This window comes from Sphingomonas sp. P2_B6, assembly GCF_056404755.1.
The window spans coordinates 1-15,851 of sequence record NZ_JBFUDK010000014.1 but is presented as its reverse complement, the minus strand read 5'-3'; the positions used below and the strand labels follow the sequence as shown (position 1 = coordinate 15,851).

Sequence of the window (15,851 nt, the reverse complement as noted above, 5' to 3'; positions counted from 1 at the left end):
TAGCTGCCCGTCATGCCTTTGGCTGACGGGCGGCGGCTCAGGAATTCCTCAGCCGGCCATGCGGGCGAGTTCCTCGCCCAGCTTGTCGAGCGTCTGGCTCCAGCCCATCGGCGCGCCCTGGACCATCATCGGCGCCAAGGTCATGTCGGCAAAGACATAGGTCTGCACGACGTCGATCCGCGTGCCGCCGGCCTCGTCCGAGAAATTCACTTCGGTCCAGGCGTTGAACAGCAGCTTCCCGTCCCCGCCCTCGGCGCGCATGTCGAGCACCAGCCGCTCGTTTGGCACGAGTTCGGCAACGCTGCCGCGCGACCAATGCTCCGTGCCGTCGGGGCCGCGCATGCAGACATCGAAGGTGCCGCCGACCCGCATGTCGACGGTCGCCTCGGGGACCATGAACACCGCCGGCGCGAACCATTGCTTCACATGCTCGGCCGTGCTCCACGCCTCGAAGGCGAGCGAGCGCGGCACCGGATAGACGCGCGAGATGCGCAGGGGCTCAAGCGTTTCAGCCTTTTGTGCCATGGTCTTCTCCTTTGTTCATGAGCGTGCCGAGATAGTCGCCAAGCCGATCGAGACGGTGATCCCATTCGGCGCGACGCTGCTGGATCCACTGCTCCGCGTGGCCGAGCGCGGCGGTGTTGAGGCTGCAGGTGCGCACCCGGCCGATCTTCTCCGACCTGACCAGCCCAGAGCTTTCGAGCAGGGCGATATGCTGCATGACCGCGGGCAGCGACATGGCGAGCGGGCGGGCCAGCTCACTGACCGAGGCCTCACCGCGCGACAGCCGCTCGACGATCGACCGGCGGGTGCGGTCAGCCAGGGCGTTGAAGGCGAGATCGAGCGAATCGTGTTGGTTAAGCATATGCCTAACTATCGCGGCGGCGATAGTTAGGCAATGGCTTTAGTGTTGGATCGAAAGCTCAGGAAACCCAGTCCAGCAGGAAAGCGACGATTTCCCATACTTCTTCGCGACGGCGCAGGGCGTAGACGCCCGCTCGACCGCAGCCGCCGCATTTAAGCGTAGCATTGACGAAAATCGTGTCACCCGATCTGAACGGGGAATCGAGGATTAGCGCAGTGGCGCATGTGTCCTCGGTATCGACCAGTTCCATTTTCACCCGAAGGTCGCTCTGGTCGATATGCGTCTCGAGCGCCGGTGCCGTCGTTTCGCTGAAAATAGCGCGAAAATCGCCGGCGACGGACGCCCGCACGGCCTTGTTGCTGGAGGCGAACGGCTCGAACGCCCACGAGTTCTCCGGGACAGCGGCGAGATTTGCCCGCACTTCGGGCCGCAAGGCCGAAACGGGCGGGTACTGGGCGGCGGTGCGAACGACGCAAAGGGAGCCAGGATCGGCGTAGCGGCCGATGATGGTCCGAAATACCTGACGCTCGGTTGCCGGCTCGACAGCATGCGCGACACCGGCGAAGAGAAGCGTCGACAGCGCTGCGAGCAAGCGTAGCGTAGGGCGCATCAGGCTTTCCACTCGCCCGATTTGCCGCCGGTCTTGGTCAGCAGGCGGACGCCGCCGATCGTCATGCCTTTGTCGATCGCCTTGGCCATGTCGTAGACCGTCAGCAGCGTGACCGAGACGGCGGTGAGCGCTTCCATCTCCACCCCGGTCTTGCCTTCGGTCGCGGCGGTGGCGGTGGCGGTCACGCCGGTTTCGTCCACGGCGAGGTCGATGGCGACGCGGGTGAGGGGCAGGGGGTGGCAGAGCGGGATCAACTCGCTGGTGCGCTTGGCGGCCATGATACCGGCGACGCGGGCGACAGCGAGGACGTCGCCCTTCAGCGCGGTGCCGTCGCGGATCGCGCTGGCGGCTTCCTGGGACATGTCGATGCGGCCGGTGGCTCTGGCTTCGCGGGCGGTGATGGGCTTGCCCGAGACATCGACCATATGGGCGGCGCCGGTTTCATCGAGATGGGTGAGGTTGGTCATCGAACTATTTCCACCGATATTGGCTACCCCCGTTCGCCCTGAGCTTGTCGAAGGGCTGTTCTTCTCTTCCGCGAAAGAAAGAACAGGGCTTCGACAAGCTCAGCCCGAACGGGGAAGGGGTTGTCTGTCCCAATCCTTCTAGCGCCTCGGCATGTTTCTCGACTACGCTCGAAACGAACGGAAGGAAAATCGGGTCTTTTCGCCCTGATGCACCCACTTCGCCCTATAAACTGACCGTCACCCCGGACTTGTTCCGGGGTCCATCGTGCCGCACACGCACCGAACGCAGCTCTTGCGGAGACATGGATGCCGGAACAAGTCCGGCATGACGGAGGTAAGGTTACCCCACCAGCGCCCGTGTCGCTGCCTCGACGTCATGCTGGCGCATCAGCGCCTCGCCGATCAGGAAGCAGTGCACGCCGTGTTCCGCCATCTGGTCGAGATCGGCGCGGATGGTGAGGCCGCTTTCGGCGACGAAGGTGGAGTCGGCCGGCGCCTTGCCGACCAGGCGATAGGTGTTGTCGAAATCGACGGTGAAATCGCGCAGGTTGCGGTTGTTGACCCCGATCAGCCGCGACTTGAGCTTCAGCGCGCGTTCGAGCTCTTTCGCGTCGTGCACCTCGATCAGCACGTCCATGCCGCATTCGAGCGCGCTCGCCTCGATCTCGGCGAGCAGGCTGTCGTCAAGCGCGGCCATGATCAGCAGGATCGCATCCGCGCCGATCGCGCGGGATTCGGGGACCTGCCAGGGATCGACCATGAAGTCCTTGCGCAGCACCGGCAGGCTGCACGCATCGCGCGCGGTGGTAAGATAGGAATCCGCGCCCTGGAACCAGGGTTCGTCGGTCAGCACCGACAGGCAGACCGCGCCACCGGCCTCATAGGCACGGGCATGGGCGGGAGGATCGAAATCGGCGCGGATCAGGCCTTTCGAGGGGCTGGCCTTCTTGATCTCGGCGATCAGGGCGTGGCCGGTCTTCGCCCTGGCGTCGAGCGCGGCGCGGAAGCCGCGCGGCTTGGTCTGGCGCTCGATGCACGCGTCGATTTCCGACAGCGGCATGGTCGCCTTGCGCGCGGCGACTTCGGCGCGCTTGGTTTCGAGAATGCGTTCGAGGATGTCAGTCATGGGTAAGCGATCCAGCGATCGAGCAGAGTCCGGGCCGCGCCGGAATCGATCGCTTCAGCGGCCAGGCTGGCCCCTTCGGTCAGGTCGGCGGCCTTGTCCGCGACCATCAGCGCGGCGGCCGCGTTGAGGAGGACGGCGTCGCGATATCCGCCCTGCTCGCCGGCGAGCAGGCGGCGCAGCGCCGCGGCGTTGTATTCGGGATCGCCGCCGCGGATCGCCGCGATGGCATGGCGGGGCAGGCCGGCGTCCTCGGGGGCGATGCGGGCCGGCATCGAGAGGCTGCCGATGCTGACCGTGACGGTCGGACCGGCGCCCGAGACTTCGTCCAGCCCTTCCTCGCCCGAGACGACCAGAGCAGCTTCGATACCGAGCTGTTCGAGCGCCTGGGCATAGGGCGCGGCGTAATCGGGGCGGGCGATGCCGATCAGCTGGCGGGTGACGCGTGCCGGATTGGAGAGCGGGCCCATCAGGTTGAAGATGGTGCGGCGGCCGATATGGCGACGGATCGGGGTGATGCGCTTCATCACCGGATGATGGTTCGCCGCGAACAGGAAAGCGATACCGATATCGCGCAAGCTCGCCTCGGCGTTCAGGCCGGCGCGCTCCATGTCGAGGCCGAGCGCCTCCAGCGTATCGGCGGCGCCGGCCTTGCTCGAGGCAGCGCGGTTGCCATGCTTGGCGACGGGCACGCCGCAGGCCGCGACGATGATCGAGACGGCGGTGGAGACGTTGAGCGTGTGATGCCCGTCGCCGCCGGTGCCGCACACGTCGATCGCCCCGTGCGGCGCGTCGATCGGGATCATGCGCGCGCGGAGCGCCCTGGCGGCCTCGGCGATCTCGATGCTGGTCTCGCCCCGGTCGCTGAGCGCGATGAGGAATTCGGCGATGGCCTCTTCCGAGGCCTTCGCGTCGAGAATGTCGGCGAACGCTTGTGCCGCGCTTTCGTGGGAGAGGGGGGTGGTGGGATCGGGGAGGGGGGTCATATTCCCCTCCCGCTTGCGGGAGGTGTTAGGGGAGGGCACGTCCCCGAAAGCCGCCCTGAATTGGACAGGCCCTCCCCCGACCCCTCCCGCAAGCGGGAGGGGAGAGTTTCGCCGCGAGCGATAGCGCCTCCAGCCTTCACGCCAGCGCCTTCACATCGATACCGGCGAGCCGCACGAAATTCGCCAGCAATGCATGGCCGTGCTCGGTCGCGATGCTTTCCGGGTGGAACTGCACACCGTGGATCGGCAGGGTCGCGTGGCGGAAGCCCATCACCGATCCGTCGTCGGCGGTCGCGTTGACGATCAGGTCGGCGGGAATGTCCTCGACGATCAGCGAGTGATAGCGCGTCGCGGTGAAGGGCGAGGGCAGGCCTTCGAACAGGCCAGTGCCGTCATGCACCACCGGCGAGGTCTTGCCGTGCATCAATCCGCCGCGCACGACCTGGCCGCCGAAATGCTGGCCGATCGCCTGATGGCCGAGGCAGACGCCGAGCAACGGCTTTTCGGCCTGTGCGCAGGCCGCGACGAGTTCCAGGCTGATGCCCGCCTCGTTCGGCGTGCAGGGCCCGGGCGAGATCAGGAAGCCCTGCGCGTTGCTCTCGATCGCCTCGCGGGCGGTGAGGGAATCGTTGCGCACGACTTTCACTTCGGCGCCAAGCTCCATCAGATAATGGACCAGGTTCCAGGTGAAGCTGTCGTAATTGTCGATGACGAGGATCATGCGCGTCGCCATATAGGATGCGCGCGCTTGCGCAACCACGCCACGATACCGACATGGTTTGGGCCGGCTCCCGCTTCATTCAGGGCGGAGCAATAGCGAGGCGTGGAAGTGATGCCCGCCCAGGAGGTCGCGTTTATGTTTCGTATGATTGCCGTCGCCGCTCTGCTGTCGCTCTCGGGCGTTGCGCATGCGCAGGACCAGCAGGCCGAATCCGGCAAGCCGCCCGAGCGCATCCGCAACGTGACGCTGACCGGCGCCGAATCCTGCCCCAAGCCGGTCGATGGCGAAGTCGTGGTGTGCAGCACGCTGGAGGAACCGTACCGGATTCCCAAGGCGCTGCGCGAGACCAAGAAGAGCGCCGCGACCAACAGCTGGGTCAACCGCGCGGCGACGCTCGACGAGGTCGGGCGCGAGGCGGGCGGTCTGCCCGACACCTGCTCCCCGGTCGGATCGGGTGGCCAGACCGGCTGCGCGCTGAAGATGAATCAGCAATTCGCCGCCGAGCGCGCGGAGAAGAAGCGCCAGGAGAGCGTAATTCCCTGAACCTCCCCCTCGCCGAAAGGGAGGGGTTAAGGGGTAGGTGCGCGTGTCTGCGCGCTCCGAAAAACTCGCCCCGCCAAGCCCGAAGCCTTGATCGGGCGTCGAGCCCCGATCAAGGCTGCCCCACCCCTTGCCCCTCCCCTGAAGGGGAGGGATGAAAAGAGTTATTGGCCGAACCCCACTGACGATGCCTGCGCGACCGCTTCGCGTGCCGCCGCGAGTAGCGCGCCGGCCTTGGCCTCGCACTCCCTTTGTTCATAGGCCGGGTCGCTGTCGGCGACGATGCCGGCGCCGGCCTGGACGTGCATGACGCCGTCCTTGACCACCGCGGTGCGCAGCACGATGCAGCTGTCCATCGATCCGTCGGGCGAGAAATAGCCGACGCCACCGGCATAGGCGCCGCGCACTTCCTGCTCGAGTTCGGCGATCACGCCGCAGGCGCGCACCTTGGGCGCGCCGCTGACCGTGCCCGCGGGGAAGCCGGCGAACAGTGCATCGAGCGCGTCGTGGCTCTTGTCGAGCCGGCCGACAACGTTCGACACGATGTGCATGACATGGCTGTACAGCTCGGTGGTGTAGCTTGCCGTCACCTTGACCGAACCCGCTTCCGCCACGCGGCCGACATCGTTGCGGCCGAGATCGAGCAGCATCAGATGTTCCGCGCGCTCCTTGGGGTCGGCGAGCAGGCTCTGGCGGTTGGCCTCGTCCTCGACTGCCGTACGTCCACGCGGGCGGGTGCCGGCGATCGGGCGGATGGTGACTTCGCCGTCGCGCACGCGCACCAGGATCTCGGGACTCGAGCCGGTCAGCGCGAAGCCGGGCAGGTCGAGATGATAGAGGAAGGGCGACGGATTGATCCGGCGCAGCGCGCGGTAGAGCTCGAACGCGGGCAGCGCGAAGGGCGCGGTGAAGCGCTGGGCGAGCACGACCTGGAAGATGTCGCCGGCGACGATATAGTCCTTGGCGCGCGCGACCATCTCGCCATAGCGGCCCTCGGCCAGGACGGGCGTGAGCGCGATCTCGGCCGTATCGACCGCGCGCACCGGCGCCGGCAGCGCAGCGGTGGCGAGGCGGGCGGCGACGGCGTCGATGCGGTCCTGGGCCTCGACGACGATCGCGCCCGGCTCGCGCGCCGTATCGGGCCAGACCGGGGCGACGAGGAACAGCGCGTCGGCCAGCCGGTCGAAGATCAGCACGACCGTCGGGCGGACGAACATCATGTCGGGCAGGCCGAGCGGATCGTTCGCCGGGCGATCGAGCTTTTCGACCAGCCCGACCGTCTCATAGCCGAAATAGCCGACAAGACAGGCAAGCGCCGGGGGCAGCTCCGCCGGCACGTCCATGCGGCAGGTGGCGACGAGCGCGCGCAAGGCCTCCAGCGTCGGCGCGTCGCACGGCTCGAACGCTGCCCTGTCGGTCAGCCAGTGGCGGTTGATCTCGGCGCGGGGGCCGGCGGCACGGAACAGCAGATCGGGGGCGAGGCCGATCAGGCTGTGCCGCCCGCGTGTCGCGCCGCCCTCGACGGATTCGAGCAGGAAGTCGCCGCGGCCCGGCTCGATCAGCTTGAGCGCCGCCGCGACCGGAGTCTCGGTGTCGGCGATCTGGCGGCGCCACACCAGGGCCGGCCGCCCCGCCGCGAGGGCGGCGATAGCGGCTTCGGTCATTCCGGACGCCCCAGGATTAATTGGAGCCGCCCTGGCCGGTGAGCGCTGCGCGGACCACGCCGATCGCCTTTTCATTCTTCTTCACGCCGACCGAGCGGCGCACCGCCTCCGTGAACTGCTGCAGATATTCGCGGCCGATCACCTGGCCGATCTGCGCGCGGGCGCGGTCGATCACCGGCTTCTGGCCGGCGGCGTTGCCGTGCTCGATATGGTTCAGATAGACGATGAGCCAGCCGGCCTTGTTCGGCGCCTCGATCATGCGCGCCTTTTTCTCCGCCATGCTGAACATCAGCGTGATCGCCGGCGGCACCGGCTCGCGCGTATTCTCGATCTGGCCGCGCGCGATCGCGGGGACGGTTTGCGGGCCGGGAATGGCCAATTTGGTCTCGGCCATGGACTGGGCGAGCGTCATGCCCTTGTTGACGCGCGCGGTGACGTCGACCGCCGCCTGGCGCGCGGCGCGCTGGGCGCGATCGATGACGAAGTCGCTGGCGACCTTCTCGCGGATCTGGGCGAGCGGACGGGCGGCCGAGGGCACGATGCGTGCCAGCGACACGAGCGAGAAGCTGCCGTCCTGGCCGACCGGCACCAGCTGCGGATCGTCGCCCTGCTCGGCGGCGAAGGCGGCAAGCAGCGCCTGGTCGAAAGCGGGATCGGCCTTCGCGGCGAGATCGTCGGGGTTGAGGCCGTTGGCGGTGAGCGGCGCGGTGTTGGCGGCCGCCAGTTTCTGGTCGGCGACGATCTCGTCGAAGGTCGCGTGGTTGCCGATCGCCGTGTCGATCGCGTCGCGCTTCTGCTGCAGCATGGCGGTCGCCTTTTCGGCGCTCAGCTGCGTGACCAGCTCTGGCCGGGCCTGTTCGAGCGATTTGGCCTCGACCTTCTCGATTCCGTCGACGCGCAGCACGGTGAAGCCGAGCGGCGTGCGGAACGGCCCGAGCACCGCGCCCTTGGCGGCGGCGAAGGCGGCATTGGCGATCTCGGGCGAGTTGGCAGTGGTGTAAGCGGGCTTCTCCGCGGCCTTCACCGTGTTGGGCTCGAGCCCGGCGGCGCGGGCCGCCGCCTCCAGCGAGCCGGCCTTGGCCGCGGCGACGAGCGTGGCCGCCGCCGCCTGGGTCGGCACGACGACCTGGACGATGTCGCGCTTCTCGGTCGCCTGGAACTTCGCCTTTTGCAGCGCCGCATAGCCCCTGGCGATCTCGGCCTCGGTCGGGATCGCGATCGCCTTGATGCCGTCCAGCGTGACGGTCGCGTAGCGGATCACGCGGCGTTCCGGCACGGTGTAGCGGGCGAGGTTGCGCTTGTAGAAGGTGGCGAGTTCCGCATCGGTGGGCGGCGCGCCCTTGCCCATGGCGGGGGTGGGGATGAAGCCGACCAGGCCGTCGCGCTTTTCGAGCAGCAGCGAGGCGAAGGGCAGGGCCATCTTGACCGGCACCTGCGACGCGCCGGAGGTCGGCACCAGCAGATGCTGGGTGAGCGTGTCGTTGAGGATCTCGGCGCGGAGCTGCCGGTCGGTCAGGCGGGCGCGGCCGAGGAACTGCTCATAGGCGCTCTGGCTGAACTTGCCGTCGAGCCCCTGGACCGCGGGCAGGCTGGCGATGCGGCCGTCGACCAGCCGCTTCGACGCGACCAGACCCTGGTCCTGCGCGAACTCGGTCAGCGCGAAGGTGTTGATCGTGCCTTCCAGCGTCGACTCGACGCCGCCCTGGTTGACGAACTGGACCATGTCGAGCGTCGGCTGCTCGCGGCGGGCGCCGTCGAGCTGGTTCTGCACGCGCTCGCGCAGATCCACCTCGCTGAGCTGGGTGCCGCCGACCTTCACGACCGAATCGCCCGATATACGGCCGGAGCCGCCCATGCCGGTGCCTTCCATGCCGAACAGGAGCGCGATCAGCGCGAGCACGCCGAGGGTGATGAAGACCCCCACCTTCGAATTGACGGCGCGGCGGATGAGACTGAGCATGGTCGAGAAGAGCCGATCTATTGGGGCTGAAAGGTAACGAACTGCGACGCTTTACGGGGACCGGCACGCTCCTTCAAGCTTGTGCGATCCGGAAAGGGGGCGCTATCGGCTGACGCATCAAACGGGGAGACGCGGCTTTGGCACGACGCAGGCTGATTGCAGGGAACTGGAAGATGAACGGCAGCCTGGCTGCCCTGGCCGAGCTGGACGGCATCGCCGCGGCGGCGGTGGCGGCGCCCGGCGTCGATGTCGCGATCGCGGTGCCGGCAACCCTGATCGCCGGCGCTGCGGCGCGCGTGCCTGGTCTCGCGATCGGCGCGCAGGACGTGCACCCGGTCGACAAGGGCGCGCATACCGGCTGCATCTCGGTCGCGCTGGTGAAGGAGGCGGGGGCCGTCTTCTCGATCGTCGGGCATAGCGAGCGCCGGGCGGATTGCCACGAGACCGACGCGCAGGTGAAGGCCAAGGCCGAAGCGCTGCGCCGCGGCGGGCTGAGCGCGATCCTGTGCGTCGGCGAGACGCTGGCCGAGCGCGATGCGGGCCGGGCGGAAGAAGTGGTGACCGGGCAGCTCGCGGCGTCGCTGCCCGAGGGCGCGGCGGCCGACTGGCTGTCGATCGCCTATGAGCCGGTCTGGGCGATCGGCACCGGGCGCACGCCGACCGTCGACGACGTGGCCGCGATGCACGGCGCGATCCGCGCGCGGCTGCGCGACCTGATCGGCGCCGAGGCGGACAAGCTGCGCATCCTGTACGGCGGATCGGTGACGGGCGACAACGCGGCCGAGCTGCTCGGCGCGGGCGATGTCGATGGCGCGCTGGTCGGCGGGGCGAGCCTGACCGCGGCGAAGTTCGTGCCGATCATCGAGGCGGGCGCTGCGCTGGGGTGAGAGCGCGCCGTGTCGCGCCAAGTATTGGTGTTGGAGGCGGGGGCGGACCGGACAGTATTCGCGGAATTTCGCGACCCACTTGCGAGCGGGGCGGAATCGGGTGGTACTGGCGGTGCGCGGCGGGTGTTGAGTAGTCGATACTATTGATGCAGGTGCGGCAAGAAACGCGCGGTGAAAAAGTGCGGGATGTGAATTTGACGCGTTCTTCCCGAATTTCGCGACCCCTATCGGATATTCTTGGGGCTCTATTTGCGAATAAATTGGGCGGAAAATCTTTAGTGTCATGGCGCGCCTCGTCGATCGCCGTGGGGATGCCATCGGCGCAAGCAGTCTATGCCGGCTCGGAAGCTGGTTGAATTGATGCGCGTGGAGAGACCGAATTAGCTGGGCAGGGAAATCGATCTACACGCCGTGCCGAGGCCCTTACTGCCGTCTTGTGGGTCCCACCTCGGCGCAAATCCCCCGGGGCAAACGACAACTATATCCGATTTGGTGCATTTAAGCCAATTCTTCAAAGATTTGGGTTGCAGCGACACCGTTGCCCAATTCTACTTGGCGCCAAGGAACAGCGAGTCGCACAAGCGACCAAGCCAGCGTCAGAGCACACGCGACATATCGTGCGATTCCAGACGGTTTCGCAGGCGGGATCGGCTGTCCGAAAATGCCTGCTTGCAATGTTGGATTTGATTTGTTCTTTTTTTGTTCTGCCGGGCGAAGCCGGCTCAACGGGGGAGTATCCATGGTTCGGATTAGATCAGGGTTGCTGGTCGTCGCGGGCGCGATCGCCGTGGCGGGGATTGCCAGCGCGACCGGCCTGTCGGGCGGCTCGGAGACGATCAATTACACCTATGATGCCAAGGGCCGGCTTATCCAGGTCAGGCATTCCGGCACGGTGAACAACAATCTGGTCGCGAACTACACGTTCGACGACGCGGACAATCGCAAGATGCTTAACATCACTGGTGCGCCTTAAATCATCCCGAAAAGTCAAGATTCCACTCGTCGACTGTTCTTCAGGAGCGCGGATTATGTCTAGCCACAGGCTCATGCGCGGCCTTATTTTGCTGTTTGTACTATTTGGTGTCGCCTCGGTGTCGGTGCAGGCGCAAGTCGTACCACCCGTACGGCAGTCGGTCGATGCGAATGGTGTCGATCTGTTCCTCGGAACAATAAACGTGCAAACGCCCGGAGTGTCCATCGGTGGCGAGCAGGGCCTGTCGTACAGGTTAATTTGGATCGGAAATCAATGGCGTGATTCACTCACTGGATCGCTGTCGATCAGCGGAAGCTCCTATACTGTTAGTTTTGGTCCTTATTCCGATCAGTTTATGCTGTCAGGTTCTTCCTATGTCGGAACTGAGGGCGGCGGGGCAACCCTGGTTTACAATGGCACTAATACTTACAATTATACTGCCGCGGATGGGACAATTGTCACTTTCTCTACTGCTGTCATCGCGGGAACTGGCTACTCAGCGCTCGTGTCCGCTGTGCTTAAGCCATCCGGTGATAGACTCGGTTATGAGTACGAGAGCACTCAATATTGTACGAGCGCAAAAGAAACCGAGGGCGATCCCATCTGCCTAACCTATGCAACTGCCTATCGATTAGCTGCGATTACGAGCAACTACGGCTATCGTTTTGAGCTGTCGCATGGTGTAGACCTCATAACGCCTAGTGAGTACCCATCGAACGTAGACGAGTGGAAGAGACTTGCGGGCGGCGGCATGGGCAACATGGCGGTCGCTTCCCCCAACTTCCGAATGATGAACGTCTCGCGCACATATAGCGGTGGCTTAACCTATGACACAGTTACCGATCCACTCTCGCGGCAAACTATCTATCGAAGTTACGCCTCGGCACTTCTTGGCATCAAGCGACCCGGCAGCAGCAGTGAGGATGTAACGATAAACTACACTGGCGGGCGCGTTACCAACATCGTGACGGCGGCCGGAATACAGACCTATGCCACTTCTGACGCAGGTGGAGTCCGAACCGTTACAGTCACCGATCCACTTTCTCACTCTACCATCTACACCTTTGACATTGCCTCGCAGCGCATGACCTCGGTTACTGATGCGCTTGGTCTTACGACCAGTTTTCAGTATGACTCGAAGGGCCGGCAGACTCGTATCACTTTGCCCGAGGGTAATTATGTTCAGACCACCTACCAATCTCTGGAAAGAGATAATGTGATAGAAACCGACGTTGTGGCCAAACCAGGCTCCAGCGTGGCAACCATAACCACTCTAGCCAGCTTCGATGCGACCTGCTCGAATCCGGTAAAGTGCAACAAACCTAACAACACGACCGATGCTAAAGGAAACGTGACAGATTATTTATACGATCCTACCTTTGGTGATTTGCTGGCAATTACGATGCCACCCGCGACTGCGGGCGGAGCACGTGCAAAGATGACCAACGGCTATTCGTCGCTGTTCGCTTATTACAATGTTTCCGGAATTCCTGGAGGTAGTATAGTTGCTTCAAGCTATCCAGTCCGCCGCCTTACCAGCACCTTTACCTGCCAAACAAATTCAAGCTGTGCGGGAACTTTAGATGAGGTAAGAACAAATTTTAATTATGGTCCGCAGACGAGTGGGGTCGGCAATAACCTTCTTCTCGCGTCGGCGAGCAAAGGTGACGGAACGGGTGTAGTTAGTGCAACCGTCACCTATGGCTATGACGAAGCAGGAAACCGTATCGTCGTCGACGGCCCGCTGGCGGGTACGGCTGACACGGTTACGTATCGTTACGACGCTGCGCGCCAGACTCTAGGTAAGATTTCCCCAGACCCAGACGGCGGCGGCCCACTTAAGCGGCGCGCCCAACGCGTCACCTATAACTTGCGAGGCGTACCATTTGTCACTGAGATCGGTACGGTAAATGGCACAAGCGATAGTGACTGGACTGCGTTTGTTTCTGCCCAGCAAGTCACGACAACGTTCGACTCCGCGGATCGTAAGGTGAAAGAAGTAGTCACCGCAAGCGGAAATACGTATCGAGTGACGCAATACAGTTATGATGCCGGCGGTCGGCCAGAATGCACGGCGCTGCGCATGAATAGTGCAATGTGGGGATCGTTACCTTCGTCAGCCTGTACACTTGGAGCGAGCGGCGGTGCGGGCCCTGATCGGATAACGAAAACGACGTACGATAACGATAACCGAACTACCGTGATTCAGACGGCGTTCGGGACATCTGATGAAGCCAACGAGGTGAGCACGACCTATTCGAACAACGGTAAAGTTGCGACTGTTACGGATGGCCAAGGCAACAAGACTACGTACGAATATGACGGTCTCGATCGGCTTGTGAAGACTCGCTACCCCGACATTGTGGCAGGCGCAGGTGCAAGTTCGACCATCGATTACGAGCAGCTTGTTTATGATGTGAGCAGTAACGTCATTAGCAGGCGGTTGCGAGGATACGCGGGCGATGCGGGTAAACACATCGACTTTGCCTATGACAATCTCAACCGCATTATATTTAAGGATCTTCCAGAGTCCGGCGCCGACGTGACATATCAATACGATCTGCTCGGACGTCCGACCATGGTTTACAGACCCGGTATTACCCACACTATTACATATGATGCGCTTGGCCGAATCACCAGCGAAGGGCAGCCATTTGGTTCGATGAGCTACCAGTACGATCTGGCTGGTAACCGTACAGCACAGGTTTGGAACGATGGCTTTTATGTGAATTACGATCATCTCGTGACGGGGGAGGTGACGGCAGTCCGTGAAAATGGCGCTGTCTCAGGTGTCGGGATTCTTGCGACCTATAACTATGACGACCTTGGTCGTCGCACTGCGATCAGCCGCGGCAACGGCACGGTGACGAGCTATGGTTTCGATAGCATCTCACGCCTTTCGTCGCTGGATCAAAATCTCGCGAGCACGACTTATGATCTAAGCTTGGGGTTTGGGTATAATCCCGGCGGTCAAATCCTTAGTACGACGCGGTCAAACGACAGCTTTGCTTGGACGGCATCCGTTAGTGGCGGCAATGCCTATGGGATTAATGGCCTGAACCAAGTTTCTACGGTGGCGACAGCGGCGGGTATTGGTGTCGTCGGGTATGATGCTCAAGGCAATCTCACCAGCACCGGAACTAATAGCTACACGTATAGTTCAGAAAATCTGCTGGTGAGTAGCTCTGGCGGCACGACACTATATTACGATGTTTTCGGTAGGCTTGTAGAGTATGACACGAGCGTCTCCACGCGTTTCCTTTATGATGGCTCGCATATTGCGGCCGAGATCGCAAATCCGTCAGGCGTCGTGACCAAGCGCTATGTTTACGGCCCTGGCTCGGATGAACCCCTGGTCTGGTACGAAGGTTCGGGCACCACCGACCGTCGCTGGCTGCACGCGGACGAGCATGGGTCGGTCATCGCGGTGACAAACAGTTCGGGCGCCGCCGTAGCAATCAATAGCTATGACGAATATGGTGTGCCGGCGAGCGGTAATATCGGGCGCTTCCAATATACAGGTCAAGCATATCTTCCTGAACTTGGCCTATATTATTATAAGGCGCGCATCTATTCCGCGCGACTTGGCCGATTCATGCAAGCTGATCCCATAGGTTACGGTGGTGGGATGAGCATGTACAACTATGTTGGAGGGGACCCCGTAAATTTGCGAGACCCCAGCGGACTAAAGGCTTGGGGCGGATGCACGGGCTCCATACTAAGGCTTTGCCCCAGCTATCTTTGGGGCAACGGCAGTACTGGAAGTGGAGGAAGTTCAGGCGGAAAGGGTGACGGCAAGGGAGGAAGCGGTGGAGCATCAAGTGGCAGTACTGGTACCGGCACCGGGGGTAGCCAGGCCCCGCATCCTTGTCCACCTTGCATAGACGCTGCGACCGCTTCGGTCGCCCAAGTGCGAGCCTCTATTTTGCACTATGGTGGATACTGGCAGGGTGCCAAATGGGTCAGCGTAAGTCCGCTACAGCTTAGTGGCGGATTGACAACCTATAGAACTATAGAAATCGGTATGCTTGCACTTGGCGTGGGTGAAGCGGCAATGGCTGCGCGAGGAATCGCGCTTCTGAGCGAAGGGGGTGCGGCCGCCGCAGAAGATGGTGAGGAAGTGGTCACTCTATATCGTGGGGTGGACGCATTGCATCCTGGTTACAGCAATGCACTTAATGGTATTGCTAATCCGATAAGCGGAACTGCTAGCGCTAGCGAACACGTCTTTCTGGGAAACACGGCAAGCGGGCTTACGTCTTGGACATCCGAGTACGCCGTTGCAGAGGGATTCGCTACTCGAGAGAGTGGGGCGGGCGTTATCTTATCGAACGCTTTTCCTAGAAGCGCGCTTATACCTTCTCCGGGCAATGCAGTAGGTTTGGGCGAATCTGAGTTTCTTATCCGTGGACCTGTGACAGGGGCCGGGGTAATTCTAGTGCCGTGATGGAGAGCCAAATGCTTCAAATCCTTAAGCGTTACGCAGGAGACGCTCGCTTTGCGTCGGTTATCGGCGTAGCGCTCGATATTCTAGGTTCCGCAAACGTGGAGCGTGAAGCTACGCCAAGCATGCTTCTCCAATCGTCAAAGACGATTGCCGATCTTCATGCCTTTAGGAAAAGGTCCGGATACTACAAGGATGGCTCGGTGGTAGGACTAGATGAGTCTATAGCATCGTTAGCTGAACATGATGTTCCCGTTCGGGCCGGACTTATAGAAACGGACCGAGGATATATTGGAGTTTGGCTTGATGAGCAGGATTGTCTGCTGGGCGTAATGGTCTTTTCGATAAATTCCTGAGTATCACCTGAGTATCACATGATTAATTTATGGGAATAACGGTGACAGTGCATTAATTGCGTTTACAGTTCGCCGGCGATAGCATGGCTGGATGGCACGCCTGGCACGCGCGGTTTTTCCGGGTCATCCCCATCATGTGACGCAGCGCGGCAATGGCCGCGCGCAGACCTTCTTCAGCGACGCGGACTATGCGCTTTATCGCGATCTCCTCGCCGAGCATTGCGCGGCGGCCGGGGTCGAGGTCTGGGCCTGGGT

The 15,851-nt window shown here is 62.8% G+C and carries 14 protein-coding genes; 5 read left to right on the top strand and 9 right to left on the bottom strand.

Annotated features, from left to right (window positions below; all coding sequences use genetic code 11):
• Positions 1 to 48: 48 nt before the first annotated feature.
• The 7 genes from AC1DX5_RS18055 to AC1DX5_RS18025 all read right to left on the bottom strand — a co-directional run bounded on the left by AC1DX5_RS18055 (position 49) and on the right by AC1DX5_RS18025 (position 4,772).
• On the bottom strand, positions 49 to 525 hold the full coding sequence (locus AC1DX5_RS18055) for an SRPBCC family protein (RefSeq protein ID WP_478016597.1): 477 nt from the start codon (positions 523 to 525) through the stop codon (positions 49 to 51).
• Positions 509 to 865 (bottom strand): ArsR/SmtB family transcription factor, encoded by a 357-nt coding sequence (locus AC1DX5_RS18050; RefSeq protein ID WP_478016596.1) that lies wholly within the window; start codon positions 863 to 865, stop codon positions 509 to 511. Before AC1DX5_RS18050 ends, AC1DX5_RS18055 begins: the two co-directional genes overlap by 17 nt.
• A 58-nt stretch (positions 866 to 923) precedes the next feature.
• Positions 924 to 1,475 carry a hypothetical protein gene (locus tag AC1DX5_RS18045; protein ID WP_478016595.1) on the bottom strand — a complete coding sequence of 184 codons (552 nt, stop codon included), beginning with the start codon at positions 1,473 to 1,475 and terminating at the stop codon, positions 924 to 926.
• On the bottom strand, positions 1,475 to 1,942 hold the full coding sequence (gene moaC, locus AC1DX5_RS18040; protein ID WP_478016594.1) for a cyclic pyranopterin monophosphate synthase MoaC: 468 nt from the start codon (positions 1,940 to 1,942) through the stop codon (positions 1,475 to 1,477). Before moaC ends, AC1DX5_RS18045 begins: the two co-directional genes overlap by 1 nt.
• A 340-nt stretch (positions 1,943 to 2,282) precedes the next feature.
• A complete protein-coding gene (gene trpC / locus AC1DX5_RS18035) occupies positions 2,283 to 3,068 on the bottom strand; it encodes an indole-3-glycerol phosphate synthase TrpC (protein WP_478016593.1) in 786 nt (261 codons plus the stop codon).
• Positions 3,065 to 4,051, bottom strand: coding sequence for an anthranilate phosphoribosyltransferase (gene trpD, locus AC1DX5_RS18030; RefSeq protein ID WP_478016592.1), 987 nt, complete (start codon positions 4,049 to 4,051; stop codon positions 3,065 to 3,067). Before trpD ends, trpC begins: the two co-directional genes overlap by 4 nt.
• Before the next feature lie 136 nt (positions 4,052 to 4,187).
• Entirely contained in the window at positions 4,188 to 4,772 is a 585-nt protein-coding gene (locus AC1DX5_RS18025) for an anthranilate synthase component II (protein ID WP_465172858.1), read from the bottom strand.
• 135 nt (positions 4,773 to 4,907) lie between these two features.
• Here AC1DX5_RS18025 and AC1DX5_RS18020 point away from each other — a divergent pair, with 135 nt between their 5' ends.
• Positions 4,908 to 5,315, top strand: a complete 408-nt coding sequence (locus AC1DX5_RS18020) for a hypothetical protein (RefSeq protein ID WP_465172859.1) — start codon at positions 4,908 to 4,910, stop codon at positions 5,313 to 5,315.
• 161 nt (positions 5,316 to 5,476) lie between these two features.
• Here the strand turns inward: AC1DX5_RS18020 and trpE are convergent, their stop codons facing one another.
• Together trpE and AC1DX5_RS18010 are read right to left on the bottom strand one after the other, a co-directional pair.
• Entirely contained in the window at positions 5,477 to 6,976 is a 1,500-nt protein-coding gene (gene trpE / locus AC1DX5_RS18015) for an anthranilate synthase component I (RefSeq protein ID WP_478016591.1), read from the bottom strand.
• 16 nt (positions 6,977 to 6,992) lie between these two features.
• The gene (locus tag AC1DX5_RS18010; RefSeq protein WP_465172861.1) at positions 6,993 to 8,936 is read right to left on the bottom strand and encodes a peptidylprolyl isomerase; all 1,944 of its coding nucleotides are present in this window, start codon (positions 8,934 to 8,936) and stop codon (positions 6,993 to 6,995) included.
• Between the two features lie 137 nt (positions 8,937 to 9,073).
• Between AC1DX5_RS18010 and tpiA the strand changes: the two genes are divergently transcribed.
• The 4 genes from tpiA (at position 9,074) to AC1DX5_RS17990 (ending at position 15,596) form a co-directional block, all read left to right on the top strand.
• A complete protein-coding gene (gene tpiA / locus AC1DX5_RS18005; RefSeq protein ID WP_478016590.1) occupies positions 9,074 to 9,823 on the top strand; it encodes a triose-phosphate isomerase in 750 nt (249 codons plus the stop codon).
• A 739-nt stretch (positions 9,824 to 10,562) separates the two neighbouring features.
• Positions 10,563 to 10,796, top strand: a complete 234-nt coding sequence (locus AC1DX5_RS18000; RefSeq protein ID WP_478016589.1) for a hypothetical protein — start codon at positions 10,563 to 10,565, stop codon at positions 10,794 to 10,796.
• 217 nt (positions 10,797 to 11,013) lie between these two features.
• Complete coding sequence (locus AC1DX5_RS17995) at positions 11,014 to 15,243, top strand: RHS repeat domain-containing protein (protein ID WP_478016588.1); 4,230 nt, start codon at positions 11,014 to 11,016, stop codon at positions 15,241 to 15,243.
• An 11-nt stretch (positions 15,244 to 15,254) separates the two neighbouring features.
• Entirely contained in the window at positions 15,255 to 15,596 is a 342-nt protein-coding gene (locus tag AC1DX5_RS17990) for a hypothetical protein (protein ID WP_478016587.1), read from the top strand.
• The last annotated feature ends 255 nt before the right edge of the window (positions 15,597 to 15,851 follow it).

What these genes read in the sequence shown, in the direction of transcription:
- AC1DX5_RS18055 (WP_478016597.1), bottom strand. Translation starts at nt 525, where the DNA reads ATGGCACAAAAGGCTGAAACGCTTGAGCCCCTGCGCATCTCGCGCGTC.
- AC1DX5_RS18050 (WP_478016596.1), bottom strand. Translation starts at nt 865, where the DNA reads ATGCTTAACCAACACGATTCGCTCGATCTCGCCTTCAACGCCCTGGCT.
- AC1DX5_RS18045 (WP_478016595.1), bottom strand. Translation starts at nt 1,475, where the DNA reads ATGCGCCCTACGCTACGCTTGCTCGCAGCGCTGTCGACGCTTCTCTTC.
- moaC (WP_478016594.1), bottom strand. Translation starts at nt 1,942, where the DNA reads ATGACCAACCTCACCCATCTCGATGAAACCGGCGCCGCCCATATGGTC.
- trpC (WP_478016593.1), bottom strand. Translation starts at nt 3,068, where the DNA reads ATGACTGACATCCTCGAACGCATTCTCGAAACCAAGCGCGCCGAAGTC.
- trpD (WP_478016592.1), bottom strand. Translation starts at nt 4,051, where the DNA reads ATGACCCCCCTCCCCGATCCCACCACCCCCCTCTCCCACGAAAGCGCG.
- AC1DX5_RS18025 (WP_465172858.1), bottom strand. Translation starts at nt 4,772, where the DNA reads ATGATCCTCGTCATCGACAATTACGACAGCTTCACCTGGAACCTGGTC.
- AC1DX5_RS18020 (WP_465172859.1), top strand. Translation starts at nt 4,908, where the DNA reads ATGTTTCGTATGATTGCCGTCGCCGCTCTGCTGTCGCTCTCGGGCGTT.
- trpE (WP_478016591.1), bottom strand. Translation starts at nt 6,976, where the DNA reads ATGACCGAAGCCGCTATCGCCGCCCTCGCGGCGGGGCGGCCGGCCCTG.
- AC1DX5_RS18010 (WP_465172861.1), bottom strand. Translation starts at nt 8,936, where the DNA reads ATGCTCAGTCTCATCCGCCGCGCCGTCAATTCGAAGGTGGGGGTCTTC.
- AC1DX5_RS18000 (WP_478016589.1), top strand. Translation starts at nt 10,563, where the DNA reads ATGGTTCGGATTAGATCAGGGTTGCTGGTCGTCGCGGGCGCGATCGCC.
- AC1DX5_RS17990 (WP_478016587.1), top strand. Translation starts at nt 15,255, where the DNA reads ATGCTTCAAATCCTTAAGCGTTACGCAGGAGACGCTCGCTTTGCGTCG.